At 65.3% G+C, this 26,835-nt stretch carries 24 protein-coding genes; 14 read left to right on the top strand and 10 right to left on the bottom strand.

Annotation, left to right across the window (positions count from 1 at the left end; translation table 11 throughout):
• Positions 1–73: 73 nt before the first annotated feature.
• The 4 genes from cysD to NG900_RS04200 all read left to right on the top strand — a co-directional run bounded on the left by cysD (position 74) and on the right by NG900_RS04200 (position 4,821).
• Positions 74–1,075: a sulfate adenylyltransferase subunit CysD gene (gene cysD / locus NG900_RS04215; RefSeq protein WP_315862361.1), complete on the top strand. Its 1,002-nt coding sequence runs from the start codon at positions 74–76 to the stop codon at positions 1,073–1,075.
• The gene (gene cysN / locus NG900_RS04210; protein WP_252677065.1) at positions 1,075–3,027 is read left to right on the top strand and encodes a sulfate adenylyltransferase subunit CysN; all 1,953 of its coding nucleotides are present in this window, start codon (positions 1,075–1,077) and stop codon (positions 3,025–3,027) included. The genes cysD and cysN overlap by 1 nt, the downstream gene beginning before the upstream one ends.
• 77 nt (positions 3,028–3,104) lie before the next feature.
• A complete protein-coding gene (locus NG900_RS04205; protein ID WP_252677063.1) occupies positions 3,105–4,247 on the top strand; it encodes a helix-turn-helix transcriptional regulator in 1,143 nt (380 codons plus the stop codon).
• A gap of 76 nt (positions 4,248–4,323) precedes the next feature.
• Positions 4,324–4,821, top strand: a complete 498-nt coding sequence (locus NG900_RS04200; protein ID WP_252677061.1) for an SRPBCC domain-containing protein — start codon at positions 4,324–4,326, stop codon at positions 4,819–4,821.
• A 100-nt stretch (positions 4,822–4,921) separates the two neighbouring features.
• Here the strand turns inward: NG900_RS04200 and NG900_RS04195 are convergent, their stop codons facing one another.
• Together NG900_RS04195 and NG900_RS04190 are read right to left on the bottom strand one after the other, a co-directional pair.
• Positions 4,922–5,173, bottom strand: a complete 252-nt coding sequence (locus tag NG900_RS04195) for a hypothetical protein (RefSeq protein WP_252677059.1) — start codon at positions 5,171–5,173, stop codon at positions 4,922–4,924.
• A gap of 250 nt (positions 5,174–5,423) precedes the next feature.
• Positions 5,424–6,281, bottom strand: a complete 858-nt coding sequence (locus NG900_RS04190; protein ID WP_252677058.1) for an alpha/beta fold hydrolase — start codon at positions 6,279–6,281, stop codon at positions 5,424–5,426.
• 167 nt (positions 6,282–6,448) lie between these two features.
• Here NG900_RS04190 and NG900_RS04185 point away from each other — a divergent pair, with 167 nt between their 5' ends.
• The 9 genes from NG900_RS04185 to NG900_RS04145 all read left to right on the top strand — a co-directional run bounded on the left by NG900_RS04185 (position 6,449) and on the right by NG900_RS04145 (position 17,785).
• Positions 6,449–7,246, top strand: a complete 798-nt coding sequence (locus NG900_RS04185) for an SDR family oxidoreductase (protein WP_252677056.1) — start codon at positions 6,449–6,451, stop codon at positions 7,244–7,246.
• 285 nt (positions 7,247–7,531) lie between these two features.
• Positions 7,532–9,100: a DUF1302 domain-containing protein gene (locus NG900_RS04180; protein ID WP_252677054.1), complete on the top strand. Its 1,569-nt coding sequence runs from the start codon at positions 7,532–7,534 to the stop codon at positions 9,098–9,100.
• A gap of 62 nt (positions 9,101–9,162) precedes the next feature.
• Entirely contained in the window at positions 9,163–10,545 is a 1,383-nt protein-coding gene (locus NG900_RS04175) for a DUF1329 domain-containing protein (protein WP_252677052.1), read from the top strand.
• 64 nt (positions 10,546–10,609) lie between these two features.
• On the top strand, positions 10,610–11,392 hold the full coding sequence (dmpE, locus tag NG900_RS04170) for a 2-oxopent-4-enoate hydratase (protein ID WP_252677050.1): 783 nt from the start codon (positions 10,610–10,612) through the stop codon (positions 11,390–11,392).
• Between the two features lie 55 nt (positions 11,393–11,447).
• Positions 11,448–12,362 (top strand): acetaldehyde dehydrogenase (acetylating), encoded by a 915-nt coding sequence (locus NG900_RS04165; RefSeq protein ID WP_252677048.1) that lies wholly within the window; start codon positions 11,448–11,450, stop codon positions 12,360–12,362.
• Between the two features lie 23 nt (positions 12,363–12,385).
• Complete coding sequence (gene dmpG / locus NG900_RS04160) at positions 12,386–13,408, top strand: 4-hydroxy-2-oxovalerate aldolase (protein ID WP_021197669.1); 1,023 nt, start codon at positions 12,386–12,388, stop codon at positions 13,406–13,408.
• An 85-nt stretch (positions 13,409–13,493) separates the two neighbouring features.
• Positions 13,494–14,630 carry an HlyD family secretion protein gene (locus NG900_RS04155; protein WP_252677045.1) on the top strand — a complete coding sequence of 379 codons (1,137 nt, stop codon included), beginning with the start codon at positions 13,494–13,496 and terminating at the stop codon, positions 14,628–14,630.
• A complete protein-coding gene (locus tag NG900_RS04150) occupies positions 14,566–16,194 on the top strand; it encodes an MDR family MFS transporter (RefSeq protein WP_420804117.1) in 1,629 nt (542 codons plus the stop codon). The genes NG900_RS04155 and NG900_RS04150 overlap by 65 nt, the downstream gene beginning before the upstream one ends.
• A 91-nt stretch (positions 16,195–16,285) precedes the next feature.
• On the top strand, positions 16,286–17,785 hold the full coding sequence (locus NG900_RS04145) for a flavin-containing monooxygenase (protein WP_252677041.1): 1,500 nt from the start codon (positions 16,286–16,288) through the stop codon (positions 17,783–17,785).
• 56 nt (positions 17,786–17,841) lie between these two features.
• Here NG900_RS04145 and NG900_RS04140 read toward each other — a convergent pair whose 3' ends face one another.
• The 8 genes from NG900_RS04140 to NG900_RS04105 form a co-directional block, all read right to left on the bottom strand.
• Positions 17,842–18,354 carry a nuclear transport factor 2 family protein gene (locus tag NG900_RS04140; RefSeq protein ID WP_252677032.1) on the bottom strand — a complete coding sequence of 171 codons (513 nt, stop codon included), beginning with the start codon at positions 18,352–18,354 and terminating at the stop codon, positions 17,842–17,844.
• 105 nt (positions 18,355–18,459) lie between these two features.
• Positions 18,460–19,371, bottom strand: coding sequence for a hypothetical protein (locus NG900_RS04135; RefSeq protein ID WP_252677030.1), 912 nt, complete (start codon positions 19,369–19,371; stop codon positions 18,460–18,462).
• 177 nt (positions 19,372–19,548) lie between these two features.
• Positions 19,549–20,325, bottom strand: a complete 777-nt coding sequence (locus NG900_RS04130; protein WP_252677028.1) for a glucose 1-dehydrogenase — start codon at positions 20,323–20,325, stop codon at positions 19,549–19,551.
• A 61-nt stretch (positions 20,326–20,386) separates the two neighbouring features.
• Positions 20,387–21,142 carry an SDR family NAD(P)-dependent oxidoreductase gene (locus tag NG900_RS04125; RefSeq protein ID WP_252677026.1) on the bottom strand — a complete coding sequence of 252 codons (756 nt, stop codon included), beginning with the start codon at positions 21,140–21,142 and terminating at the stop codon, positions 20,387–20,389.
• Positions 21,143–21,329: 187 nt separating this feature from the next.
• Positions 21,330–22,088 (bottom strand): SDR family NAD(P)-dependent oxidoreductase, encoded by a 759-nt coding sequence (locus NG900_RS04120; protein WP_252677024.1) that lies wholly within the window; start codon positions 22,086–22,088, stop codon positions 21,330–21,332.
• Positions 22,089–22,149: 61 nt separating this feature from the next.
• Positions 22,150–23,631 carry an FAD-dependent oxidoreductase gene (locus NG900_RS04115; protein WP_252677022.1) on the bottom strand — a complete coding sequence of 494 codons (1,482 nt, stop codon included), beginning with the start codon at positions 23,629–23,631 and terminating at the stop codon, positions 22,150–22,152.
• 30 nt (positions 23,632–23,661) lie between these two features.
• Positions 23,662–24,528, bottom strand: a complete 867-nt coding sequence (locus NG900_RS04110; RefSeq protein ID WP_252677020.1) for an SDR family NAD(P)-dependent oxidoreductase — start codon at positions 24,526–24,528, stop codon at positions 23,662–23,664.
• 30 nt (positions 24,529–24,558) lie between these two features.
• Positions 24,559–25,635: a 3-ketosteroid-9-alpha-monooxygenase, oxygenase component gene (locus NG900_RS04105; protein WP_252677018.1), complete on the bottom strand. Its 1,077-nt coding sequence runs from the start codon at positions 25,633–25,635 to the stop codon at positions 24,559–24,561.
• 266 nt (positions 25,636–25,901) lie between these two features.
• Here NG900_RS04105 and NG900_RS04100 point away from each other — a divergent pair, with 266 nt between their 5' ends.
• The gene (locus tag NG900_RS04100; RefSeq protein ID WP_252677016.1) at positions 25,902–26,738 is read left to right on the top strand and encodes an SDR family NAD(P)-dependent oxidoreductase; all 837 of its coding nucleotides are present in this window, start codon (positions 25,902–25,904) and stop codon (positions 26,736–26,738) included.
• Positions 26,739–26,835: the final 97 nt, after the last annotated feature.

The raw sequence follows: 26,835 nt of genomic DNA, 5'->3' as shown, positions 1-26,835 counted from the left end.
CGGCTACCTCCTCCACCTGGACTAGAAAACGCGCAGCACCGCCGGCCATTTCTTAGTCCGCCCGGACGAAGTTGTGCAGCACCCCGGATCGCTACCTTTTCACCATGCCAGGCACCCGCGGCATCAGCGATATCCGCGATGTCCGCAAAGGGAGCCGGCAAGCGAAGAGGAGACTTCGATGTTGACCCACCTGGAGCAACTGGAGGCGGAGAGCATCCACATCATGCGGGAAGTGGTGGCGGAGTGCGAAAACCCCGTCATGCTCTATTCCATCGGCAAGGACAGCGCGGTGATGCTGCACCTGGCCATGAAAGCCTTCCACCCGGCCAAGCCGCCGTTCCCGCTGCTGCATGTCGATACGACGTGGAAGTTCCGCGAGATGATCACGTTCCGCGATCAGACCGCCGAGCGGCTCGGCCTGGACCTGCGCGTGCACATCAACCCCGACGGGCTCGCACGCAACATCAGCCCGCACGAGCATGGTTCGGCCGTGCATACCGACATCTGGAAGACACAAGGGCTCAAGCAGGCGCTGGACCACTACGGCTTTGACGCAGCCTTTGGCGGCGCCCGGCGCGACGAAGAGAAATCGCGCGCCAAGGAGCGCGTGTTCTCCGTGCGCACGGCGCAGCACCGCTGGGACCCGAAGATGCAGCGCCCCGAACTCTGGCGCCAGTACAACGCCCGCAAGCGCAAGGGCGAAAGCCTGCGGGTGTTCCCGCTGTCGAACTGGACCGAGCTCGACATCTGGCAATACATCTACCTGAACAACATCCCCATCGTGCCGCTGTATTTCGCCAAGGAGCGCCCCGTGGTGGAGCGCGACGGCGTGATGGTGATGGTCGATGACGACCGCCTGCCCCTGCGCCCCGGCGAGAAGCCCGTCATGCGCAATGTCCGATTCCGCACGCTGGGCTGCTACCCGCTGACCGGCGCAATCGAGAGCGAGGCCGACACGCTGGACGGAATCATCCGCGAGATGCTGCTGGCCACCACGTCTGAACGACAAGGCCGACTGATCGACAGCGACTCGGCCGGATCGATGGAAAAGAAGAAGCAGGAGGGCTATTTCTGATGGAAACGCTACTGGATGCCGCGCCCGGATTGACACAATCGGTGGCGCAACACAATGACGCGCAACACGACGTCGCACAGTATCTGCACGCCCAGAAGAACAAGGGGCTGCTGCGCTTCATCACCTGCGGCAGCGTGGACGACGGCAAGAGCACGCTGATCGGCCGGCTGCTGTATGAGTCGAAGATGCTGTTCGAAGACCAGCTCGCGCAGTTGGAAGCCGACTCGAAGCGCATGGGCACGCAGGGCGACCAGCTCGACTTCGCGCTGCTGGTGGATGGCCTGGCCGCCGAGCGAGAGCAAGGCATCACCATCGACGTGGCCTACCGGTTCTTTGCCACCGACAAGCGCAAGTTCATCGTGGCAGACACCCCGGGGCACGAGCAGTACACCCGCAACATGGTGACGGGTGCGTCGACCGCCGATTTGGCCGTGCTGCTGGTGGATGCGCGCCGCGGCGTGCAGACGCAGACGCGCCGCCATAGCTATCTGGTCTCCACGCTGGGTATCCGCCGCGTGGTGGTGGCCGTCAACAAGCTGGACATGGTCGACTACTCGCGCGACGTGTACGACGCCATCGAACGCGAATACCGCGACTTCGCGCAGCAGATCGGCCTGACGGACATCGTCTGCATCCCGATGTCGGCACTGCGCGGTGACAACATCACCGAGCCCAGCGCCAACACGCCGTGGTACCAGGGCCCCACGCTGATGGCGCACCTGGAGAACGTTCCGATCGACAGTGCGCCCACGCAGGACGCGTCGTTCCGCCTGCCGGTGCAGTGGGTCAACCGCCCGAACCTGGATTTCCGCGGCTTTACCGGCACCATCAGCGCCGGTGAAGTGCGCGTGGGCGACCGGCTGCGCTCGCTGCCGTCGGGCCGCGAGAGCCGCGTGGCCGGCATCATCGGGGCCAACGGCGACACCGCTCATGCAGTGCGCGGCCAGGCAGTCACGCTCACGCTGGAAGACGAGATCGACGTCAGCCGGGGCGACGTGCTCGCCTGCGCGGAAGACCCACCCGCCGTGGCCGATCAGTTCGAAGCCACGCTGGTGTGGATGAACGAAGAGGCCATGCTGCCCGGCCGCCCCTACCTGCTCAAGCTCGGCACGCGCACGGTGGGCGTGACGGTGGCGCAGCCCAAGTACAAGGTCAACGTCAACACGCTGGAGCACCTGGCCGCGCGCACGCTGGAGCTGAACGAGATCGGGGTGTGCAACCTGCACCTGGATCAGCCGGCGGTGTTCGAGTCGTATGCGAAGAACCGTGACCTGGGCGGCTTCATCATGATCGACCGCCTGACCAACAACACGGTGGGCGCCGGCATGCTGCACTTTGCCCTGCGCCGCGCGCAGAACGTGCACTGGCAGGCCATCGACGTGGACCGCCACGCGCACGCCGCGCTCAAGCATCAGGTGCCGCGCATCGTGTGGTTCACGGGGCTCTCGGGGGCGGGCAAATCCACCGTCGCCAACCTAGTGGAAAAGCGCCTGCACGCGCTCGGCCATCACACCTATCTACTGGATGGCGACAACGTGCGGCACGGCCTGAACAAGGACCTGGGCTTCTCCGAGGCCGACCGTGTGGAAAACATCCGCCGTGTGGCCGAAGTGTCGCGGCTGATGCTGGATGCGGGGTTGATCGTGCTGGTGTCGTTCATTTCGCCGTTCCGTTCGGAGCGCGAGATGGCACGGGCGCTGGTGAGCGAAGGCGAGTTCATCGAAGTCTTTGTCGATACCCCGCTGGCGGTGGCGGAAGAACGCGACCCCAAGGGGCTCTATCGCAAGGCGCGCCGCGGTGAACTGAAGAACTTCACGGGCATCGACTCGCCGTACGAACCGCCCGAGCAACCGGAACTGCGCATCGACACCACTGCGGAAACGGCGGAACAAGCGGCGGAGCGCATCGTCGCCTGGCTGCGGGAATCCGCATCTACTGCAAACGGACGATGAGGCCTCAGCCTCGATCCGTACGATGGGAAAGGCGGCCCGTGCCGCCTTTTTCCGTTGTCGCGACGCGAGGAACCGTCATGAAGTTGCCAGACCCGTTGCCGGCCAGCGAATTGAGCGCCCTGCTCGATCTGCTCTATCAGGGGCCGACCGAGACGGTGCCCTGGGCGGGCTTTCTCGAAAGCGTGCGCCAGCGGCTGGGCGCGGCCTTTGTGACCCTGGTGCTACGCCACCCCGCCACCTGCCGGCCCGGACTGATCGTCAACGCCTCGCACTACGGCCCGCTGCTGCCGGGCGAGCCCTCGTACAGCGAGCAGTACTACGCCCTGTGCCCCTTCCTGGACCTGCACCCCGACCGGCTGTTCAGCGCCGACGAACTATTCGGGCAGGCCGGCTGGCTGGCGCACCCGTTCTACGTGCAATACCTGCAACCGCTGGACCTGCGCTACATCCTCGCCGTCAACCTCGTCACACCCAACGGCGTGGAATGCGCGCTGTTCGTCAGCCGCAACCACGGCGGGCAGGACTTTGGCGATACCGACAAGACACTGCTGGGCGGGCTGCTGCCCCACCTGAAGCGCGCAGTCGATCTGCATGCGCGGCTCGACGTGCTTGAATCGGAACGCACGCTGTACGAAGGCGCGGTCGACCGCCTGCTGGTGGGCACCGTGATCCTGGACGAGCGCGGCAAGGTGATGAGGACCAACGACATGGCCAACCGCCTGCTGGCCGCGCGCGATGGCCTGCAGTTGAGCGACGGCACGCTGCACGCGCACTGCCCGATCGAGAACCGCAAGTTCCGCAAGATTCTGGAAGGCGCGGTCGAAGCCCAGGCCACGGCCAACACGCGCAGCGAAGTCACCACACTGACGCGGCCCGAGGTGTCTACGCCGCTGAGCGTGCTGGTGCGCCCCATCCCGCTCAGCTACCGCGCCGAAGACAAGGCGCGCCGGCCGGCTGTGGCCGTGTTCATTCGCGACCCGGCGGGCTCGCCGCGCAACACGCACGCCAACCTGCGCAAGCTGTTCCACCTCACACCCACGGAAATCGAACTGGCCCTGCTGATGGTGGATGGCTTGACGCTGGACGAAGCCGCCACGCGCCTTGGCATCAAGAAGAACACGGCACGCGCCCACCTGCGCGGCATCTTTTCCAAGACGGGTGCCACGCGGCAGGCCGTGCTGGTGAAGATGCTGCTATCGAGTGTGGTGGTGATGGGCTGAACACGAGTTGAACCAACGGGGCGCCCTCGAGCGCCCTTTCCTATTTTTCCAACCACGCCCCTTCATGGAGGAGCACATGGCAAAGGCAGAGAATCTCGTCACGTCGATTCAGGTCGACATCAACGCACCGGCATCGCTGGTGTGGGAGGTGCTGACCGACTTCGAGCGCTACGCAGAATGGAACACCTTCTGCCCCGGCTTGAAGACCACCGGCAAACTGGGCGACATGGTGTACATGCAGGTGCGCATTCCTGGCACCGACCAGACCATTCCCGTCAATGAATACCTGGTGGCCTATGAGCCGGAACGGCTGCTCTCATGGGAGCAGCGCCCGACGGATGAGAACAAGGACGCCGCACGGCGCGACCAGTACGTCGAGGCCGTCGGCGCGGACCGCTGCCGCTACTTCACGACGGACCTGTTTCTCGGGCTCAACGCAGACACCATCATGCGCGAGCACGGTGCATGGGTGAAGCAGGGGTTCGATCAGGTCGCGCGTGACGTGAAGCAACGCGCCGAGGCGCTTCACACCGCCCGCCGCGGCAACACGGAAACCGCGTCGCAGGCGAGCTGAAGGCAAGCGCCGGGCCGATCCCACAAGGATGCCGGCCCGGCCAAAGAAGAGGGCTGGATCGGGGCCGCGCGGCCAGCGCGCGGAAGGCGCTTGAAGACCCTTACTGCCGCGGGAGCCGATTCAGAACGTCGACCACCGCCACGCCGTAGTTCTGGCGGCAGGCGTCATCGCACGGCATGGATGCCGCTACCGGGGCGGCCGATGCGTCGTCGATGCTCAGAAGGCGCTGCAACGCACCACCAAGCTGGCTGACCGATAGCGGCGCTGTCGGCGGCTCGACCTGCGTGCCCAGCCCCAGCGCCGTCATGGCGCCCAATCCCAAGAGAAAGCTTGCATACAGTCCTGCTTTCATTGTCGTCTCCTTCCACAAAACGCCAGTCCGTCGGTTGGTCTGGCGATCGCCGGCTCTTGCCGATCTGATGTGTTCACGTTAGAGAGTGGAGCGCCCATCCACATCGTCCAACCAGACTAGATTTACAGGCGCGTTGCGGGCGCAAACGCTTGGGAGCGATACCCCGTAGCGCGGCCGCCGGCGGCAAGTCGAATTTGCATCACATATCGACAGGCCGGTGAGGCCGAGGGACCCGCCCTGCAGATCAGCTTTACGCCGCCTCTACCACCTCTGCCGTATCGGCCAGGAAGCCCAGGCACTCGCGGTTGAAATAGTCGCGATGCTCGACCATCACCCAATGGCCGCAGCGGTTGATCAGCACACACCGCGCCTCCTTGCAGCCTTCGAGGAACTTCATGGCGCCGCTCACGGGGTTGAATCGATCATCCGTTCCCCAGAAGCCAAGCACCGGGCAGGCCACCTCGCCCAGGCGCGCAGTCAAGTTCGGCACGCGCATCGTTGCCAGCACCTCGCGCGGCTGTTCGCGGCACACGTTCATGCGCTCTTCGACCAGCGCATCGGTCACCACGCTGGTGTCGTACACCAGCAGTTGCAGCAACTGGCGCATGGTGTCGGGGTTCATGTGGCCGCCGGTGAAGAGCGACACCATCTTCTGAATGCCTTCCATCTGGAAGTAGGTCTCGCGCTCTTCCACGCCACCGGGCGCCATCATGACCAGGCGGCTCACGTCTTCGGGGTAGTCGAGGGCGTACTTCAGCGCAATCGCGCCGCCCAGCGAATTGCCCACCAGCACGCAGCGCCCAACCTCCAGTGCCTGCAGCTGCGCGCGCAATGCCGTCACGAAAAAGTCGAGCGTGTATTCCACGTCATCGGGCTTGGACGACAGCCCGTAGCCCGGCAGATCCACCACCACGGTCCGATAGCCGGCCGCCGCAAACGCTGGCGCGTTGTGCTTGAAGTTGCTGTGCCCGCTCGCCCCCGGCCCGCTGCCGTGGATGAACACCACCGGCTCGCCGCTGCCGGACTCCGTGCTATGCAGCCGCAAGCCCGAGGCGGTGGTCACGTAGCGGCCAACCGGCAGCGTGATCGACGATTGTGAAGCTGACATTGGTGAGGCTCCGTGTCTGGTTGTCTGGCAACGATCATCTTCCCCACCCCGGCCACCAGCATCGTCTCTTCGGACTAAGAGCGCGGGCCCGGTTTTCCCTACCATCGGCGCTGACTTCTTCGCTCACCACCTCACAACAGAACACAGGCGACACCGCCAGACAGGCCATGATGGGATTCGATTTCAAAGACAAGACCGTGCTCGTAACCGGCGGCGCGCGCGGCATCGGTGCCGCCATTGCACAGGCGTTTCTCAATGCCGGCGCCACGGTCTACACGTGCGGGCGCACCCCGCCCGACGACACGCAAACGCTTTCTCCGGGGGCGCCGCGCCGCGCGGAATTCATCACCGCCGACATCCGTGAGGGTGACCAGATGGACGCACTGCTCTCGACCATCGTGAGCAAGAGCGGCGGGCTCGACATCGTGATCCACAACGCAGGCGGCTCGCCGTTTTCGCTGGTGGCTGACGCCTCGCCCCGGCTGATGGAGTCCGTCATCCGGCTGAACCTGGTCGCACCGCTGCAACTGGCGCAGCGTGCCAACGCCGTCATGCAGAAGCAGGCCAGCGGCGGCGTGCAGTTGTTCATCGGCAGCGTCAGCGCACTGCGCCCCTCCCCCGGCACGGCGGCCTACGGCGCCGCCAAGGCCGGCATCCTGAACGCAGTGCGCTCGCTGGCGGTGGAGTGGGCGCCACGCGTGCGGGTCGCGGCTGTCAGCCCCGGACTGGTGCTGACCGAGACCGCACAGCAAGGGCACTACGGCGATGCCGATGCGCTGCGGCGTGTCTGCTCCACCGTGCCGCTGGAACGGCTGGCAGACCCGGCTGACATTGCCAACGCCTGCCTGTTCCTAGCCTCGCCGCAGGCGGCTTATGTGTCGGGCACCAACCTCACGGTCGACGGCGGCGGCGAACGCCCAGCCTTCCTCGCGGCAGCGACGGCCCAACCCGGCGGCGGTCACTGACCCCAACGCCTGGCGTTGGCCGAACGCCCGCACACCCGGTGCTTTCCCTGATTCCGATGCGCGACGGTGAGCGCATCAGTGCCCCATTTCGCGGCGCCATTCGCGGCGCCATTTCGCGGCCCCATTCGCGCCTCTGCGGACATGACCGTGCGGCGCGATTTGCCGAATGTTGCTGGACTAGTCCGTTCTGACGATTCGAGCGCATACCCCGCTCCTTACGCTTGCCAACACAAGAGGCCAGGCACGTGTAGCAGGCCCCCGTGCAGACCACATAGGAGGAGACTGATGCAGGACAAACTCGACAACCGACCGACCCGGCAGCAGCGCACGCTTCGCCCATCGGTCATCGCTGCAGCGCTTGCGACGCTGTTCGCAACCGCGGCATGGGCCGACAACACTGTCGACCTGGGCAACGACACATCGCTGAGCTACTCGTTCACGGCCAACTACGGCGTGGCGATGCGCACGGGCAAGCCGAGCGATACGCTGCTCTCGCCGCTGAACATCAACGGCGACGACGGCAACCGCAACTTCCACCGCGGCAGCCTGATCGCCAACCGCGCCTCGCTGCTTGGCGAAGGCAATCTGCAGCACGGCGACTACGGCCTGTTCGTGCGCGGCAGCGCCTTCTACGACACGGCGTATCACGGCACAAACGCCAACAACGCGCCCGGCACCGTCAACCATAGCGGCGCCTTCGACGAATTCACCCCGTATGCGCGCAACTTCCAGGGCCAGCGTGCACAGTTGCTCGACGCGTATGCATACGGCGCGGTCGGCATTGGCGACACCCGCCTGAGCGGCAAGATCGGTAACCAGGTGGTGGCGTGGGGCGAAAGCCTGTACTTCCCGAACATCGCTGCTGCGCAAGGGCCGGTGGATGCCACCAAGTCGTTCGTGCCCGGCGCAGAGGTGAAGGACATCCTGCTGCCCGTGCCCCAGGCCTCCTTGCAATGGCAGATCAATCCGTCGTTCAGCCTGATGGGCTACTACCAGTTCGTCTACAAGGAGAACCAGCTGTTCCCGCCCGGCAGCTACTTCAGCACGAGCGACATCGTCGGGCCGGGCTCGGAATACCTGATCGCCGGGCCGGGCTTCAATATCCCGCGCGGGCCCGACATCAAGCCGACCAACGCCGGCCAGTGGGGTATTGGCACGCGCTTCCGCGTGGCTGAAGACACCGAGTTCGGCCTGTACCAGTTGCGGTACAGCGACAAGAACCCGAGCGTGCTGATCTCGCTGTTCCCGACGATGCAGTACCAACAGAAGTACTTCGGCGGCATCAACCTGACCGGCGCCAGCTTCTCCACGCAGGCGTTCGGCGCCAACATCGCCGGTGAAGTGAGCTACAAGGACGGCCAGCCGATGCTGGTCAACGTGCAGGGCTCGCCGACGGCAACGCGCGGCAAGGTCGTGCAGGGCCAGCTGTCTGCCATCTACGCCATCGGCCCGAACAAGCTTGCCAACTCGCAGAGCGTCGTGGCCGAAATCGCGTACGTGCACGTGCTGAGCGTCGACCCGGTCTTCGGACAAAGCGTGCTCACGAACTCGCGTGACGCAGTCGGTGCGCAGATCGGCTGGTCCCTCACCTACAACAACGTGCTCGACGGTTGGGACATGACCATCCCGCTCACGTATGCGCAGGCCATCAGCGGTCACTCCTCCGTACCGGGCGCGCTTGGCTCCCTGTATGGCGCGGGCGACCGCCGCGCGAGCATCGGCGTCACGATGAAGTACCTCAACAACCTGGAACTGAATCTGACGTACGCGAAGTTCATGGGCGGTGCCGACCTCAACGACCGCCCGCTGGCTGACCGCAGCTACGTGGCGTTCAACGCGAAGTATTCGTTCTAAGCCGGAGCAACGGCATACCGGCCGCCCTCGAGCGGCCGGATTTATCCCAAGGAGACACAGCAATGCGACCCACACCCCAACTGCGCATTCCTGCCTTGCTGCTGGCAAGCAGCATGGCGCTCGCCTCTGCCGCGCTTGCGGCGAACACCGCGGACGATCTGAAACAGCTCGACGGCAAACTGACTCCTGTCGGCGCCGAACGCGCCGGCAGCAAGGATGGCGACATCCCCGCCTGGAGCGGCAAGTGGCTCGGCACGCCGCCGGGCGTGAAATGGCAGGCCGGCGAGCGCTATCCCGACCCGTACGCCAGCGAGAAGCCGCTGGTGGTCATCACGGCGCAGAACATGGCGCAGTATGAAAACCGCCTGACCGATGGGCAGAAGGCGCTGCTCAAGCGCTACCCCGATACGTTCAAGATCCCGGTCTACCCGTCGCATCGCGACTTCCGCTTCAACGACTCGGTCTATAAGGAAATCCGCACCCTGGCGCCGATGTCCACGCCGACCGCCCAGGCAGCCAACGGCATCACGAATGCGCCACCGATTGCTCCGTTCCCCATCCCGAAGAACGGTGTGGAGCTGATGTGGAACCTGCGCCTGTCTTCCGGCATCGGCACCGAGGCCGCCACCTACGACCAGGCCGTCGTCTACCCCGAAGGCAACATCGCTTGGGGCCGCGTGCGCTACGACATTTACTCGGTGCGCAACACGCCTTCCGCCGACCCGAAGAGCGACCTCTATAACCAGGCGTTCTTCCGCCAGACCACGCTGCTCCCGCTGCGTGACCGTGGCACCGTGCTCGTCGGCTACACCCTGTGGAGCGACAACAGCGACAACGCCAACCGCACCTGGATGTACAACCCGGGCACCCGCCGCGTGCGCCAGGCGCCGGAATACGGCTTTGACCAGCCCAACGGCACGGGCGGCTTCCGCACCGTGGACGACGACCGTCTCTACAACGGCACGGGCGTGCGCTACGACTGGAAGATTGTCGGCAAGAAGGAAATCTATGTGCCGTACAACAACTACAAGGCGATGAGCGCATCGGTCAAGTACAAGGACCTGCTCTCCAAGGGCCACGCCAACCCGGACTTCATGCGCTATGAGCTGCACCGCGTGTGGGTACTGGAAGCCACGCTCAAGTCGGGCTACCGCCATCAGTACGCCAAGCGCCGCCTGTACCTGGACGAAGACAGCTGGATGGCACTGGCCGCCGACAACTTCGACGCACAAGGCCAACTGTGGCGCACGAACATGGCAACCACGCTGTACGCCTACGACGCCCACACCTTCTACACGGGGGTCACCTTCTACCACGACCTGGCTTCGGGCGCGTACCTGGCCGACCGGTTGTCCAATGAGAACGTGATGCCGGTGCTGGAGAACAGCCCGCAGTTCAATCCCAGCTACTTCTCGCCGGATGCTGCCCGCAGTTCTGGCACCTGACCTGTGATGTGCCGAGTGTCCGCGCAAGCGGGCACTCGCCGACACACTGCTTCCCCACTCCGCCATGCAACAAGATCTGATCGCCTGCCTCGGCGAAGAACTCCACCGCGCCCTCGCGACCCGCACGCCGGTCGCCCCATTGAGCGGCCGAGGCCTCGGCCTCACGATCGAACACGCCTACCGCATCCAGCAGCGGTTCCTTGCCCATCGCCTGGCAGCGGGTGACCGCGTTGTCGGCAAGAAGATCGGCGTGACCAGCAAACCCGTTCAGCAGATGCTGGACGTGCACCAACCCGATTTCGGCATGCTGCTTGCCAGCATGCATTACGCGGAAGGCCAGGCCATTCCGGCCGGCGCGCTCATTGCGCCGCGCGCGGAAGGCGAGATTGCCTTCACGCTCAAGCACAGCCTGCGCGGCCCCGGCATCACGCCCGAAGACGTGCTGGCCGCCACCGAATCCGTCTGCGCGTGTTTCGAGATCGTCGATTCGCGCATTGAAGACTGGCGCATCCGCATTGAAGACACCGTGGCGGACAACGCCTCGTGCGGCGTCTACGTGCTCGGCCAGACGCGTGTCAGCCCCGAGGGCCTGGACCTCGCCGCCTGCACCATGACACTGGAAAAGAACGGCGAATGTGTCGCCACCGGGCGCGGCGATGCCGTGCAAGGCCACCCCGCCGCCGCCGTGGCGTGGCTTGCCAACACGCTGGGCGAGCTTGGCGTGGCGCTGGAGGCCGGCGAAACCATTCTCTCCGGCTCGCTCGCCGCGCTGATCCCGGTGAAGGCCGGCGATCGCCTGCGCATGCATATCAGCGGCATCGGCAGTTGCACGGCGGACTTTGTCTGACGCTGCTCCCGCGCAAGGGCGTGCCAACGCGTACCCATCATCAGAAGGAAGCCCCATGGAAAAAATCAAATGCGCCCTGATCGGCCCCGGCAACATCGGCACCGATCTGCTCTACAAGCTGCGCCGCAGTACGGTGCTGGAACCGGTCTGGATGGTGGGGGTCGACCCCGCCTCCGAAGGCCTGGCCCGCGCCCGTGAACTGGGCCTGAAAACCACCGACCAAGGCGTTGACGGGCTGCTGCCCCACCTGGAGGCCGACGGCATCCGCATCGCCTTTGACGCCACCTCGGCCTACGTGCACCGCGAGCACTCCGACAAGCTCACGGCGCGCGGCGTACGCATGATCGACCTCACGCCCGCGGCCATCGGCCCGTTCTGCGTGCCGCCGGTCAACCTCGACGCGCACCTGGGCTCCAACGCCATGAATGTCAACATGGTCACCTGCGGCGGGCAGGCAACCATTCCGCTCGTCTACGCCGTCTCGCGCGTGCAGCCGGTGGCCTATGGCGAGATCGTGGCCACGGTGTCGTCACGCTCCGTCGGCCCCGGCACCCGCAAGAACATCGACGAGTTCACGCGCACCACTTCCGGCGCCATCGAGAAGGTGGGCGGCGCACGCGAAGGCAAGGCCATCATCATCATCAACCCGGCCGAGCCGCCGCTGATCATGCGCGACACCGTGCATTGCCTGACCGAAGGCGAGCCGGATGTGGAAGCGATCACCAAGTCGGTCCACGCCATGATTGCCGACGTCCAGCAATACGTGCCGGGCTACACGCTGAAGAATGGCCCGGTGTTCGACGGCAAGCGCGTGTCCATCTACATGGAAGTCGAAGGCCTGGGCGACTACCTGCCCCGCTACGCCGGCAACCTGGACATCATGACCGCCGCCGCCGCACGCACGGCAGAGCGCATTGCCACCGCGCTGCTGGATGGCTCGCTGCCCACCGCCGAACCGGCACTCGCCTGAGCCTGAGCCCGAGGAATATCGACATGACACAACGCATCACCCTGCATGACATGACGCTGCGCGACGGCATGCACCCGAAGCGCCACCAGATCTCTCTGGAGCAGATGAAGAGCATTGCGCGCGGGCTCGACGCCGCCGGCGTGCCGTTGATTGAAGTGACGCACGGCGACGGCCTGGGCGGCGCTTCCGTCAACTACGGCTTCCCCGCCCACAGCGATGAGGACTATCTGCGCGCCGTGCTCGGCGAGTTGAAGCAAGCCAAGGTGTCTGCACTGCTGCTGCCGGGCATCGGCACCGTCGAGCACCTGCACATGGCGCACGACCTGGGCGTGCACACCATCCGCGTGGCCACGCACTGCACCGAGGCCGATGTGTCCGAACAGCACATCGGCATGGCCCGCAAGCTGGGCATGGATACGGTGGGCTTCCTGATGATGGCGCACATGGCCCCGGCCGAGCAGCTCGTCAAGCAGGCGCTGCTGATGGAATCGTACGGCGCCAACTGCCTGTACATCACCGATTCGGCCGGCCACATGCTGCCGCACGACGTGACCGAGAAGCTGACCGCCGTGCGCCAGGCGCTGCGCCCCGAAACGGAACTCGGCTTCCACGGCCACCACAACATGGCCATGGGCGTCGCCAACTCGCTGGCCGCGGTGGCCTGCGGCGCCAACCGCATCGACGCGGCCGCGGCTGGCCTGGGCGCCGGTGCCGGCAACACGCCGATGGAAGTGTTCGTGGCCGTGTGCGCGCGCATGGGCATCGAAACCGGTGTCGACGTGTTCCGCATTGCCGATGTGGCGGAAGACCTGGTCGTGCCGATCATGGACCACCCGATCCGCATCGACCGCGATGCACTGACGCTGGGCTATGCGGGCGTGTACTCCTCGTTCCTGCTGTTCGCCAAGCGCGCCGAAGCCAAGTACAAGATTCCGGCCCGCGAGATTCTGGTCGAGCTTGGCCGCCAGCGCCTGGTGGGCGGGCAGGAAGACATGATCGAGGACACCGCCATGACCCTGGCCCGCGAACGTGGCTTGATGGCTTGATGGCCTGATGCATTGAACCGGTGGGGACGGCGCCAGCAGTATCGCGGGCGCCCGACCCACCACAGTCATCCGATCGGAACCCTCCATGACCATGACCGCACCGGCCGGCGAGGCCATCGGACCCGACATCACCGCAGGTGGGCAACTGCCCCGCCTGCGCGTTCTCCTGCTTGTGCTGCTCGGCAGCGGCCTGCTGGTGCTGGCCTGCGTCGGGGGCCTGCGCTGGTGGATGGTCGGGCGATTCATTGAAACCACCGACGATGCCTACCTGCGCGCCGACAACGTGGTCGTCGCGCCAAAGGTGACGGGCTACGTGGCAGAGGTACTAGTCACCGACAACCAGACCGTGATTGCCGGGCAGCCGCTGGTGCGTCTGGATGATCGCCAATACCGGGCCGCGCTCGAGCAGGCCAGCGCCACCATCGCCGCACGCCGCGCCGACATTGCACGCGGCGAGGCCGAGCTGCTCCAGCGTCAGGCCGATGTGGAGCGCGCTCGCGCAACGCTGGACGGGGCCCGCGCCCACGAAGCCTTTGTCGTCGAACAAACGCAACGCCATGCGCCGCTGGTAGCCATCGGCGCGGAAAGCGGCGAACGCATGGCCGAGCTGCGCACCGGACGCAAGCAGGCCGCCGCCGATGTGGAATCCAACCGCGCCGCCCTGCTGTCCACACAGCGCCAGGTGGTTGCCACGCAAGCGCAGATCGAGCAGGCCAAGGCCCAGTTGGCCGTGGCGCAAGCCAGCGCGCGGCAGGCCCAGTTCGACATCCAGGACACCGTCATCCGCAGCGCCACCGCCGGCCGCGTGGGAGACCGCGCCGTGCGCGTCGGCCAGTATGTGCAGCCCGGCTCCCGCCTGCTGACGCTTGTGCCGGTGCAGGATCTTTATCTCGAAGCCAATTTCAAGGAAACACAGATCGGCATGATGCGCCCCGGCCAGCCCGCGCGCATTCTGGTCGACACGCTCGGCGGCACGGAGCTGCACGGCACCGTGCAGAGCCTGTCGCCCGGCACCGGCGCGCAGTTTGCGCTGCTGCCACCACAGAACGCCACGGGCAACTTCACCAAGATCGTCCAGCGTGTGCCGGTGCGCATCCGTGTGGAAGCCGGCAAGGAAGCGCGCAGCGTGCTCGTGCCCGGCTTGTCGGTGACGGTGCATGTGGATACGCGCGGCGCGCAGGCAGCGCGGGAGCGCATCGAGCTGGAAGCCTCGCGTGGCTAGGCCCGACGCGCGCGGATCGGAACCGCGCGCGCGCGCGGTCGACTGGATTGCCGTGGCAGCGGGCGCCCTTGGCGCGCTGATGGCGAGCCTCGACATCTCCATCACCAACTCAGCATTGCCGCAGATCCAGGGCAGGATCGGCGCCACCGGCACCGAGGGCACATGGATCTCCACCGGCTACCTGATGTCGGAAATCGTCATGATTCCGCTCGCCGCCTGGCTGACGCGCGTCTTTGGCCTGCGCCGGTTCCTGCTGGGCAATGCAGTGCTGTTCACCGCCTTCTCGATCCTCTGCGGCGTATCGCATAGCCTCACGCAGATGGTCATCGGTCGCATCGGCCAGGGATTCGCCGGCGGCGCCATGATCCCCACCGCGCAGACCATCGTCGCCACGCGCCTGCCGCGGCGGCAGATGCCGATCGGCATGACCATCTTCGGGCTCACCGTCCTGCTCGGGCCCATGCTGGGGCCGACCGTCGGCGGCTGGCTGACCGAGAACCTGGACTGGAGCTGGTGCTTCTTCCTCAATCTGCCCGTGTCGATCGCGCTGATGGTGCTGCTGCGTGTGGGCCTGCCCGCCGAGCGCACGGACTGGTCGCGCTTCTTCCATGCCGATTGGCTCGGCATCGGCGGGCTCTCGATCGGGCTCAGCTCGCTGACCGTGCTGCTGGAAGAAGGCCAGCGCGAACAGTGGTTCGAATCGCCCATGATCGTCTGGCTCGGTGTGATTGCCGTGGTGGGCATCGGCCTGCTGGCGGCCGGCCAGTTCGGCGCCGGCAAGCCCATCGTGAAGCTGCGGCTGCTGGGCAACCCGCGCTACGCCAGCGTGATCGTGATCGTCTTCACGATCGGCGCGGGCATGTACTGCATGTCGTATCTGCTGCCGCAATTCCTTGCCGGCATCGCGGGGTACAACGCCGAGCAGTCCGGGGCGGTGATGCTGGTCTACGGCATTCCAGCGTTCCTGATGGCGCCCGTCCTGCCGCAGTTGCTCGGCCGCATCGACATGCGCGTGCTGGTGATCGGCGGGCTGCTTTGCTTTGGCGCCAGTTGCCTGCTCGACGTTGCCCTGACGGCGCAGTCGGCCGGGGGCAACTTCATCGAGTCCCAGTTGCTGCGCGGCGTTGGCCAGATGATGGCGATGATGCCGCTGAACCAGGCCTCTCTGGGTGCCGTGGCAAAGGAAGACGCGGGGGACGCCGTGGGCCTGTACAACATGGCGCGCAACCTGGGCGGCTCGGTGGGGCTGGCGCTGCTCGGGGTGCTGATCGACCGGCGCTACGCCTTTCACGACGCCGTCATCCGTGAATCGTTGAGCGGGAACGCCCCCATCGGCCAGGCCTACCTTGCCGCCACGGCACAGGGCTTGGTGGAGCAGCACGGCGATGCGGTCCATGCCCGGCTACAAGCCCTGGGGCAGTTGGCCGCGCAAATCCAGCGTGAAGCGATGGTCATGACGTATTCCGAGGCGTTCCACCTGCTGGCGCTCGCGCTGCTGCTGTGTATTCCACTGGCGTGCCTGCTCAGGCGCCCTGCGCCGGGTGGTATCTCGATGGGCCACTAGGCGCGCTTTTTCTCACCACAGATTGTGCATTCCGGCCCCAGGTTGGCGTCGCATATCCGCATCAACACGACTTACCAGAGTGACATTCATCATGACGCAACCCAACCTCAATCCAGACCTGCGCGTCGTTGTGCTCGGCGCAGGCATGTCGGGCATCTTGAGCGGCATCAAGCTGCTCGAAGCCGGCTACCGGAACGTGACGATCTACGAGAAGGCCTCACGCGTGGGCGGCACCTGGCGCGAGAACACGTATCCGGGCCTGACGTGCGACGTGCCCTCGCACGCGTATACGTATTCGTTCGAGCCCAATGCCGAGTGGAGCCGCCAGCTGCCGCCGGGCGCGGAAGTGCAAGGCTACTTCGAGCAGACCACCCGCAAGTACAAGATCGACGAATTGATCCGCTTCAACCAGGAAGCGAAGCGCTGTGAGTTCGTGGGCGGGCGCTGGCATCTGGAAACGGCCAGCGGCGTGCGCGATGAAGCCGACGTGGTCATCGCCGCCACGGGCGTGCTGCACCACCCGCGCACGCCGAACCTCCCGGGCCTGAAAGACTTCCGCGGTGACCTGCTGCACAGCGCACGCTGGGACCACACCGTGCCGCTGGACGGCAAGCGCATCGGCATCATCGGCAATGGGTCGACCGGCGTGCAGCTGGTGTCGGCACTGGCCAGCCGCGCCGGCAAGCTCAAGCATTTCCAGCGCACCGCGCAATGGGTCATGCCGGTGGAGAACCCCTTCTTCACCGAAGAACAAAAGCAGGCCTTCCGCGACGATCCGGCGCTGCTCAAGCGCATGCAGAACGACGAGACCTACCTGGCCAACGTGGAGCGCTTCACCACGGCCGTGGCCGATGCGTCGTCGCCCGAGATCGCCATGATCGAGGCCATCGTGCTGGACAACCTCGAACGCAGCGTGCAAGACCCGGTACTGCGCGAGAAGCTGCGCCCGAACTATCGTGCGGCGTGCAAGCGCCTGATCTTCTCGCCCGACTATTACCAAGCGATTCAGCACCCCAATGCCGAACTGGTCGTCGACGACATCGAGACGCTGACGGAGAGAGGCGTGCGCACACGCGACGGCGTCGAGCACGAGTTGGACGTGCTGGTGCTGGCCACCGGCTTCCACGCAGACCGCTTCATGCGCCCGATGCAGATCACCGGCCGCGACGGCCGCCGGCTGGACGACGTGTGGGCCAAGCGGCCGCACGCCTATCTGGCGATCTCCATTCCCGAGTTCCCGAACTTCTTCATGCTCAATGGCCCGACCAGCCCGGTCGGCAACTTCTCGCTGATCGACGTGGCAGAGAAGCAATGGGATTACATCGCGCAGTTGCTGAACCTGCTGCGCAGCGGTGCGTGCACGGAGATTGCCGCCACGCAGCAAGCGCTCGACGCCTACGAGGCGGCACGCCTGGCGGCTGCGAAGAACACCATCTTCGCGTCGGGCTGCAACAGCTGGTACCTCGACGGCGAAGGTGTGCCGGCAAGCTGGCCTTGGAACTATGCGCGCTTCCGCGATGTGATGGCCACACCGGACTTGTCTGCGTTCGAGCAGACGGTCAGCCGCGCTGTGCAGGGGGTGGCCGGTTGATGTCGACGTGAGGCCGCTGCGGGCCGGCGAGCGCGACGGGTGGCGGCGAAAGCGCCCTACTCCTTTCCGGTCGGCCTGCGCCTGGCAGGCGTGAGCCCGACATGCGCCGGCCACGATACGTAGCGCGCCCACAGCTGGTGTGATGTCCGGCGCCAGATGTCGACCACGTACACGACCGTTGTGCGCGTCTTGCCGCTGCGGTGGAGCTGTTGTTCCAGCAGAAAGCTCACGATTGCCAGGTCGTCGAGCTCGCGCACGTTCAGATCGCGCACCTGCGCGTCGATGATCTGGCGATGCAGTTCGCCGTCCACCCAAGCCTGCGCCGGCAGTCCCTGGTCGTTTGTATCAGGCGCGTAGGCGGCAAAGCCTTCGGCCAGTTGTTTGAGCACGGCATCGCGATTCCCTTGCTTGAGCGAATCGACCAGGGTGCGCTCCAGGCCCAGATAGACCGACACACTGCGGGTTGCCAGGCCCAAGGGCGAGCCACCGGTGCCTGGCGGCAACACCGGTTGAGACAAGGCCGGACCGGCGAGTGCCGCTAAGAGCAACAGGGTTGGGGCGAAACACATGCGGCACGCCTTGTGTTGTGAGTGAGCGAAGACGGCGCGTCCGAAGCGAAAATGACAACGCCGGCCGGATTCGCACTCGGGCCGGCGCCGTTCACGCGTCGCTGATCAAAGCCCCGACAGGCAGCCTTTCTGTCCCGAGCTGTTCGGATAGCCTGTGCCTGCGGTGTACGCGGCATTCGACCACTCGCCCTGGATCTTCCATTGCACGCCATTGCTGAACGTCACCAGCGGTGCGCCGAAGGTCCAGGCGCATTTGTCGCCGTTCTCCTGGCCGTTGCGGTCATACCAGCCGCCAGGCGAGGCCGGATCGGTGCGCGCCTCCGACAACTCATGGCCGGACACATTCGCCAGCGCCGCCAAGCCTTGCGAATGCAGGCCCGAGGTGTCTTGCGGATCGCAACCGGGGTCGCCATCGAGGCTCCAGAAGAAGGCGAACTGCACTGGCGTGCCGCCGCATTGGCCATAGCTGTGATACGCGCAATAGCCCGCATTGCCGCGCGGCCGGTCGGTGTAGACGGCGTAGTAGCCGTTGCCCGAGGGGTCGGGGTTTTTGATCACCTTGCAGACCTCCGCCAGGATGGCCGAGGTGGAGCCGCCGCCGGACGCCGCACTCGTGTCGATGATGTGGCCCAGATACGACGTGGCCGCACCAACCCGGCCGTTCGTCCCGGTGTACTCGTCGCTGGTCTTGGCGTAGTTGGCATTGCTGAAGCCGGTGTACCAGTCGTCAATGCCGGAAATCTTGTCGCCGATGAAACTGCTGTTGCTCCAGCTCGTGCCCCAGAAGATCGCTTGGGTGACCGCTGTCGGCATGATCTTCCCGCCCTGATAGGTCATGAGCGGGCTGGTGCCGGGGCGCGCCTGATGGGCTGTGGCCTGGCCCCGCTCCCAATGCAGGCCGAGCATGGGCGGTTGACCGGGAATGTTCAGATCTTCGACAGCACCCTCGCCGCGGGCCATCGCCAATCCAGAGAACGCCTGGGCCACCAAGGCGGCCATCACCAGCTTGTTGAGCATCTGCCTGACTCCTGTAAGCATTTCCGGACACCGCTGGTGCATGCTTGCATCAAGTCAATGGCCAGGCCATCGGTCATTTACCCTATGAACAGCCCGGTTACCCACGCGACAGCGTTTGCGTGGGCTACCGCGCCGGTCACAGCGCAGACGGCAGCCTCCGCTGCCGTCGCCGACCGTTCAGATTGGCGAACCGGGCAAGCCCGGGTAGTAGCTGCCGGCAGCCATCCCGCCATCCACAGCCAGCTCGCTGCCGTGACAGTACGATGCCTCGTCGCTGGCGAGGAACAGCGTGGCCCGGGCCACTTCATCCGGATCGCCAACGCGTTGCGCGGGTACGTTGCGGTAGCCCTTGTTGACCTCGTCCACCGGCGCGCCGGTCGGGTTGGACATCACCGTGTTCACGCCGCCCGGGTGGATCGAGTTGACCCGCACGCCGTGATGGCCCAGTTCCAGCGCTGCAGCCTTGGTCAGCCCCCGCACGCCCCACTTGCTCGACACGTAGGCGGCGAGCGCGTTGACGCCGCGCAGCCCATCGACCGACGAAATGTTGACGATGGAACCAGCGCCCTGCTGCTTCATGAACGGCGCCACCGTGCGGATACCCAGGAACGTGCCGACCAGGTTGATGGCGACCACGCGCTCGAACGCGGCTTTGGACAACTCCGTGATACTGCCGAACGCCAGCACTGCGGCGTTGTTGACCAGCACATCGACGCGGCCGAAATCCTCGACCGTTTCTGCCACCAGGCTCGCCCACGCGGATTCATCGCTCACATCGAGCTTGCGAAAGCGTGCCGCGTCGCCCAGCTCACGCGCCAGCGCTTCGCCCTCGGCTTCCAGCACGTCTGTAATGACGACGCGCGCGCCTTCCTGCACGAACAACCTGCAGGTGTGCGCGCCCATGCCACGGGCGCCACCGGTCACGATCGCGACCTTGTTGAGCAATCGATTCATGTTTCAACCTCTGATGTCGTTTTGAGATTCATTTCGTCACGCACCGGCACGTGTGGTGCGCTTATCCCCAATAGGCTTGCCCGCCGTCGAGGGGGATCGTCGCGCCGGTCAGGTAGCCGGCATCGGCACTGACGATCATTGCAACGGCGCGGCCGATGTCTTTCTCGCAGTCGCCCACGCGCTGCAGCGGAATGGTCTTGAAGAAGGCGGCCGCCTCTTCCGGCCGCTCGGCCACCCATCCGGCCATGCCGGGCGACATGGCGTGCGGTGCAATGGCGTTGACGCGAATGCCATCCACGCCCCATTCGCAGGCCGCAGCGCGGGTGAGTGAACGGATGGCTTCCTTGACGGCCGCGTAGTGGCCATAGCCCGAGGCGTCCCAGCGCACCGCAGCGGATGACACACAGTTCACCACCGCGCCGTCGCCGCGCAGATGCGGATAGCACGCGCGCATCAGGCGCATGGTCGCAAGCGGGCCGGAATCGATGCCTTGCATGAACGCCTCGTCCGTCACGTCCAGCAGGCGCCCCAGCGGCACCACCTGTGCGTTGTTGACGAGCACGTTGATGCCGCCGAAGTGCGCCGCCACCTGCGCGACGCAGCGCTCGATGTCGTCTTTCACCATCACGTCAGCCACAAAGGGCTGCGCCTCGCCGCCACGGCGACGAATCTCTGCGCACGTTTCATCGAGCTTGCCTGCCGTACGGCCGACCACGGCAACACGCGCGCCCTCGGCCGCCAAGGCGTAAGCAATACCTTGCCCCACGCCCTGGCCCGCGCCGGTAATCAATGCCACTTTCCCCTTCAGCCGGGTCATGTCTGTCTCCTGTTCACCGGTCACAACCAACCAGCGCTTTCGCTACGCTACGTTTTGCGTGCGCGTGCCGAATCGTCTTTACAGACTACGAGGCGGCGTTGCCCGACGGCTGAATGAAAAAAGGCCCCGCATATGCGGGGCCAATGCTTGAAGACACGACTTGATCGCATCCAGTGCGACGAGGCCGTTACTGGATCAGATAACCGCCGTCGGCCGCGATATAGGCGCCGTTGACGTAGCTCGCGCGCGAAGACCCCAGCCAGACGACCACGTCGGCCATTTCCTCGGGCTTGCCGAAGCGCCTGGCCGGAATGCCCGGGAGCATCGCAGCGCGGGCCTGTTCGGAGTCCAGCGCGGCTTTGGTCATGGGCGTTTCGATCATGCCCGGCGCGAGCGCGTTGCAGCGGATGCCGCGCGCGCCGTATTCGGCGGCCACCACCTTGGTCAGGCCCACCACACCGTGCTTGCTGGCCGTGTAGCCCGCCGTGCCGGGGAATGCAATCTGCCCCGCAATCGACGACGTGTTGATGATGGCGCCGCCGCCCGACTTGAGCAGCGCCGGAATCTCGTAGCGCATGCAATAGAAGACGCCCGACAGGTTGATGCCGATGATCTTCTCCCACAGATCGAGCGAATACTCCGGCGTGGCGGTTTGCGGCGCATCCGAAATACCCGCGTTGTTGAATGCGACATCCAGCCGCCCGAACGTCTCCAGGGCCCGAGCCACCATGGCTTCGCAGTCTTCCGCGCGGGACACGTCAGTCCGCACGAAGAGGGCATCACTGCCGCCCTTGCGCAGTTCGGCGGCAAAGGCTTCACCCACGTCGGCATTCACGTCGGCCAGCACCAGCTTGGCGCCGTCACGTGCAAATGCCGCGGCAGCCGCGCGGCCGATGCCGGTTGACCCGCCGGTGATGAGCACCACCTTGTCGTTGAATTCTTTCATCGTGATTTCCTCTTGTCCTCTTGTTCTCTTGGGCCTTCGCGTGAAGGCGTCCGATCAAAGATTAGGCGTCGGCACCCGAACGGGCAACGTGCCGCCCCGCCTGCCGACCAAAGAAGGTGGAGTCGGCCAGCGACATGCCCGAGCTGTATCCACCACCCCAGCGCGGCAGGCCGCACGTCGTGCGCCCCGCGGCGTACAGCCCAGGAATCGGCACACGCTTTTCTGACACTACCTGCCCCGTGGGCAAGGTATCGAGCCCGCCCATCGTGAAGTACGAATAGAACGCGTAGTCCATGCGGCAATCCAGCGCAACGAACGGCGGTTCGATCAATGGCTGGAGCCACTTCGCGGCCTTGTGGAACAGCGGGTCGGTGCCTTTGCTCGCATAACGGTTATAGACCGACATCGTGGCGCTGAGCGTGCCCGGCGGCATTTCCAGGTCGTGTTCGACTTCCTCCCACGTCTCGCCCGCGGCGGCGATGCCGATGCGTGCGAACTCGGCCGGCGGTTGGTAGGTTGCGTTATCGACCAACAGATAAATGCGGTTGCCGGGCTGCTGCAGGATGTGGTGCGCGACGCGGCCGTGGTAGCAATCCTCGTTGATGAAACGCTGGCCGCGTTCATTGACGAAGATGCCTTTGATGAGCGACTCCGGCGCGTAAAACGGCAAGGTGGTGAAACCCTGGTCCATATGGATCGCGGCACCGCCCACGCTCATGCCCATCAGGATGCCCGAGCCGTCATCGCCTGGGCTGCCAATCGGTTCGTTGGCGCGCAACAGGCTGGGCGCATGGCGCCGCACCATGTCGCGGTTCATCGCGAACCCGCCCGCGCAGAGCACGACACCCCGGCGCGCACGCGCGTACTGCACGCGGCCATCGGTGCGGACGACCACGCCATGCACGGCACCGGCCTCGTCGGCAATCAATGCGAGCACGCGGCTGTCGTAGCGTACGTCCACGCCCAGCTTGACGACACGCGCAGCCAGCGCGTCCATCAACATGCGCCCGCCACCCCAGCCGACAAATTGCGGCGTGTGCCCGCGTGGGCACGGTTTTGCGGTTTCCACAAAGGGCCACGCCTCTTCGCTTCCCGACCAGATCAGACAGTCGTCTGTCTCGGGCTCCATCATCCGCTCGGGCAGATAGGTGTTCTTGTAGACCACGCCCTGCTCGACCAGCCAGTCGTAGTGGGCGCAGCTGTTGTCGGCATACAGGCGGACCTTTGCCTCGTCGGCATCGGGCCCGCCCGCCATCAACAGATAGCGGTACAGGTCTTCCGTGTCATCGTTAAAGCCTGCCTGCCGCTGCGCGGGCGTGCCGCCGCTGCCGCCCATATAAATTTCACCGCCCGACAAGGCGCTGGTGCCGCCACTGCCAGACGCCACCTCGAACAGCGTGACGGCGGCACCGGCGTGTGCGGCTTCGATGGCCGCGCATGCACCCGCCGCACCAAAACCCACCACGATGACATCCGTTTCGATGTCCCAACGTTCAACGTTCGACAAGCGATGTGGACGCGTAACAGAAAATTCAGCTGACATGAAGCGCGCTCGCAAGCAAAGAGGTGTCGATCAATCCACGATGGCCGGATGTGCCTGGGCGGGGCTGCCCAGCATCTCGCGATGAGACGGCGGCTGCTTGCCGTCGGCATCCTGAATGCCGTATTCCTGCGCGACTTCTGCGCCGATCAGCACCTGGCCCGATTTGCTCATGAGATTCGGATCGCGATACAGCGCATGGATGACCTTGCCGGTGAACTCCGGCGTTTCCGCCATCGCGGCAAACTCGGCGTACTGATCCGGGGCGCGTGCCAGTGAACGCATGCTGCGCTCGGTCTTGAGCATGCCCATCCAGATCGACACTGCCGCGACGTTGTGCGCGCGCAGGTCCACGGCCATGTCCTTGGCGAACTTGTCGACGCCGGCCTTCTGCGCGCCGTAGGCCGGCCCGTGCATGTAGCAGCTCGAACCAAACGACGACGTGAAGGCAATCAGCCCGCGACGCTGTTTGATCATCAACGGCGCGGCAAACCAGCTCGCCACGTAGCCCGATCGCAGGCCGACATTGAGGATGTCGACCATGTCGAGCGGCTTCTGCCAGAACCCGCCGCGCACGGTCAGTTCGTCATGCAGGAAAGTGGCGTTATTGACCAGGATGTCCAACCGGCCATGCTCGCGCGACACGCGCTCGAACAGCGTTTGGACATGACGATCGTCGCTGTGGTCGCACGGCACGGCGATGCCCTTGCCGCCCGCCTTGTCGATCTCGTCTGCGGTCGACCAGATGGTGCCGGGCAGTGCGGCGTCGCCTTCCTGCTGCGAACGGCCGGTGACGTACACCGTAGCGCCGGCGGCGCCGAGCGCCAGGGCAATGCCCTTGCCGGCGCCACGCGAAGCACCTGTGACGACAGCCACAAGCGGTTGATTGCTGGAAGACACAACGTTCCCCTCGTTGATTGATCTGGCAGATTAGGCTTCAAACACGTGATGCAACGGGCTCGGCTCGATACCACCGGGGTTGAGTTCGACCACGCGACGCGCCACGCTGTTGGGCGTCACGGCATCTGCGTTCACGTAGAACTGGCCGTACCACTCGCGCGCCTGATAGATCGGGCCATCTGCCTCGCACATCACCGGGTTGTCGATGCGGGCCTTGTTGGCCCAGATCTGCACGTCTTCATAGAACGCCTCGCGCGCCTGCTGCACGTAGGCCTGCGCAATGGCCTGACTCTGCTCTTCCGGCAGTCCTGGAATGCGCTTGACCAGCACGCCGTAGCGCAACTCGAAGCTGTTCTGGTCGATCGGCACGTGGCAGTTCAGCAGGATCGATTCGATCGGCTGGCCGTTTGCGCTGCCGGTCATCTGCGTGATGTGATAGGCCGGTCCGAAATACGTGGACAGCGCGGTCAGGCGGTCGTCGCCCGACAGCCGCTTGCTGCACCCGATCATCAACTGGGTGGCCTTGTGCCCTTCGAACAGGTTGGCGAAGTACTGCAGCTCGGTGCCATGCACGGTGTCGAAGTGCGCCATGTCCGAGATGTTGTCCACCAGCTCGCGGCAGTTGGTGTTGATCAGCATCTTGTCCATCGCCCAGTCGTGCCACTCGTCGGAGAAGCAGGCATCGATGCGCGGAATCGCCACCTCGGGCGGCGGTGCCTTGCCCTCCGGGTCATGCCAGACGAACAGCAGGTGGTTCTGCTCGCTGGTGATCCAGCTGCCGATGCGGGCCTTGGGCGGCACGCGCTTGCAGTACGGGATCTCCTTGCATGCGCCATCGCCGCCCCATTTCCAGCCGTGGAACGGGCAGACCAGTTCATCACCCTGCACGGTGCCGGTGCTGAGGTCGCCACCCATGTGCGGGCAGAACGAATCGACAATACGGATCTGGCCGGTGGAATCGGCAAAGGCCGCCAGGCGGCGACCGAAGATGTTCAGTGTGTGCGGCTTGCCGTCGCGATAGTCGGCCGCCAGGCCCAGACAATGCCAACCGCGTGCAAAGCGATCGCCGAGCGGCTTGGCTTCGATCCTATAGCCTGTTGTGGACATGTCGTCTCCTGATTGTTGGCTTTATGCCGCCTGTCTTGGCAGCCCAGAGTGACCTTACTTGCAGCACACGCCGCGCTCATCGTCCCATCGGACTAGGGGCCATCCCCACGGCTGCGACCACGCATTGCGCTGGGTTGCACGACCGCTTCTGCCCGCCTTTTCCGCCTTTCCCCCCTTTTTGACCGTTAGTCCCGTTGGACGATGTGACGCACGCACCCGGACTCGAGAATCAGCGAAATCAACGCAAATCAAAACGAGGAGACGGCATGCTCGATTTCAATGGCAAGACAGTGCTCGTGACGGGCGGCGGCGCGGGTATCGGGCGCGCCATCGTGGAAGCGTTCGCACGCGCCGGCGCGCGCCTGGCAATCGCAGAGGTCAACGCGCAGCGCGCCGCCGACGTGAGTGCGTGGCTTGACGCCGCCGGCGTCGACCACGTCATCGTGCAAGCCGATGTGACGCAGGGCGATCAGGTTGCGCACCTCGTGAAAGCCGTGGACGAGCGCTTCGGCGGCCTGGATGTGCTGATCAATAACGTGGGCGATTCGCTGATGATTGCCAAGCCGTTCGAGGCCTATACAGACAGCGATATCCAGCGCCTGTATGACGTCAATCTGAAGCAGGTCTTCCTGGTCACGCGCGCCATGATTCCGCTGCTGCGGCACAACGGCCCAGGCGGCAGCATCATCAGCCTGTCGTCCATCGAGGGGTTCCGCGCCATTCCCAATTGCAGCGTGTATGCGGCCTGCAAAGCCGCATTGAGCGGGCTCACCAAGAGCCTGGCATTGGAACTCGGTCCCGCCGGAATCCGCGTCAACCTGATCGCACCGGAATCGACCGAGACGCCGCAGTTGCCGCTCTCAGTCATGATCGCGCCGGAACATCGAGAGCGGATGTCGCAATGGATTCCGCTGGGGCGCTTCGGCACGCCTGAAGATGCGGCAGGTGCCGCGCTGTACTTGGCCAGCCCGCTGGCCGGTTGGGTCAGCGGCACCACGCTGCACGTAGACGGTGGCGCGCTGGCGGCTGCAGGCTGGTATCGCGACGCACGCGGCGTGTGGACCAACATGCCGGTCATCACCGGGAACGGACTCAACTTCTGAGCGCTGTCCCCACTGAGTCGAGCCCAAGGAGAAAGGGCCGCTCCGATGGATGTCGGAGCGGCCCTTTTACGCTGGACCGGAGGGATGAGCGCCGCAG

The sequence above is a fragment of the Ralstonia soli genome (assembly GCF_023955655.1).
GTDB classification, from domain to species: domain Bacteria; phylum Pseudomonadota; class Gammaproteobacteria; order Burkholderiales; family Burkholderiaceae; genus Ralstonia; species Ralstonia soli.
Note: the sequence above shows the minus strand (reverse complement) of the source record. Positions and strands in the feature narration are given on the sequence as shown.

Excerpts from the sequence above, each read along its gene's own strand:
- cysN (WP_252677065.1), top strand. The coding sequence starts at position 1,075 with ATGGAAACGCTACTGGATGCCGCGCCCGGATTGACACAATCGGTGGCG.
- NG900_RS04205 (WP_252677063.1), top strand. The coding sequence starts at position 3,105 with ATGAAGTTGCCAGACCCGTTGCCGGCCAGCGAATTGAGCGCCCTGCTC.
- NG900_RS04200 (WP_252677061.1), top strand. The coding sequence starts at position 4,324 with ATGGCAAAGGCAGAGAATCTCGTCACGTCGATTCAGGTCGACATCAAC.
- NG900_RS04195 (WP_252677059.1), bottom strand. The coding sequence starts at position 5,173 with ATGAAAGCAGGACTGTATGCAAGCTTTCTCTTGGGATTGGGCGCCATG.
- NG900_RS04190 (WP_252677058.1), bottom strand. The coding sequence starts at position 6,281 with ATGTCAGCTTCACAATCGTCGATCACGCTGCCGGTTGGCCGCTACGTG.
- NG900_RS04185 (WP_252677056.1), top strand. The coding sequence starts at position 6,449 with ATGATGGGATTCGATTTCAAAGACAAGACCGTGCTCGTAACCGGCGGC.
- NG900_RS04180 (WP_252677054.1), top strand. The coding sequence starts at position 7,532 with ATGCAGGACAAACTCGACAACCGACCGACCCGGCAGCAGCGCACGCTT.
- NG900_RS04175 (WP_252677052.1), top strand. The coding sequence starts at position 9,163 with ATGCGACCCACACCCCAACTGCGCATTCCTGCCTTGCTGCTGGCAAGC.
- dmpE (WP_252677050.1), top strand. The coding sequence starts at position 10,610 with ATGCAACAAGATCTGATCGCCTGCCTCGGCGAAGAACTCCACCGCGCC.
- NG900_RS04165 (WP_252677048.1), top strand. The coding sequence starts at position 11,448 with ATGGAAAAAATCAAATGCGCCCTGATCGGCCCCGGCAACATCGGCACC.
- dmpG (WP_021197669.1), top strand. The coding sequence starts at position 12,386 with ATGACACAACGCATCACCCTGCATGACATGACGCTGCGCGACGGCATG.
- NG900_RS04155 (WP_252677045.1), top strand. The coding sequence starts at position 13,494 with ATGACCATGACCGCACCGGCCGGCGAGGCCATCGGACCCGACATCACC.
- NG900_RS04150 (WP_420804117.1), top strand. The coding sequence starts at position 14,566 with ATGTGGATACGCGCGGCGCGCAGGCAGCGCGGGAGCGCATCGAGCTGG.
- NG900_RS04145 (WP_252677041.1), top strand. The coding sequence starts at position 16,286 with ATGACGCAACCCAACCTCAATCCAGACCTGCGCGTCGTTGTGCTCGGC.
- NG900_RS04140 (WP_252677032.1), bottom strand. The coding sequence starts at position 18,354 with ATGTGTTTCGCCCCAACCCTGTTGCTCTTAGCGGCACTCGCCGGTCCG.
- NG900_RS04135 (WP_252677030.1), bottom strand. The coding sequence starts at position 19,371 with ATGCTCAACAAGCTGGTGATGGCCGCCTTGGTGGCCCAGGCGTTCTCT.
- NG900_RS04130 (WP_252677028.1), bottom strand. The coding sequence starts at position 20,325 with ATGAATCGATTGCTCAACAAGGTCGCGATCGTGACCGGTGGCGCCCGT.
- NG900_RS04125 (WP_252677026.1), bottom strand. The coding sequence starts at position 21,142 with ATGACCCGGCTGAAGGGGAAAGTGGCATTGATTACCGGCGCGGGCCAG.
- NG900_RS04120 (WP_252677024.1), bottom strand. The coding sequence starts at position 22,088 with ATGAAAGAATTCAACGACAAGGTGGTGCTCATCACCGGCGGGTCAACC.
- NG900_RS04115 (WP_252677022.1), bottom strand. The coding sequence starts at position 23,631 with ATGTCAGCTGAATTTTCTGTTACGCGTCCACATCGCTTGTCGAACGTT.
- NG900_RS04105 (WP_252677018.1), bottom strand. The coding sequence starts at position 25,635 with ATGTCCACAACAGGCTATAGGATCGAAGCCAAGCCGCTCGGCGATCGC.
- NG900_RS04100 (WP_252677016.1), top strand. The coding sequence starts at position 25,902 with ATGCTCGATTTCAATGGCAAGACAGTGCTCGTGACGGGCGGCGGCGCG.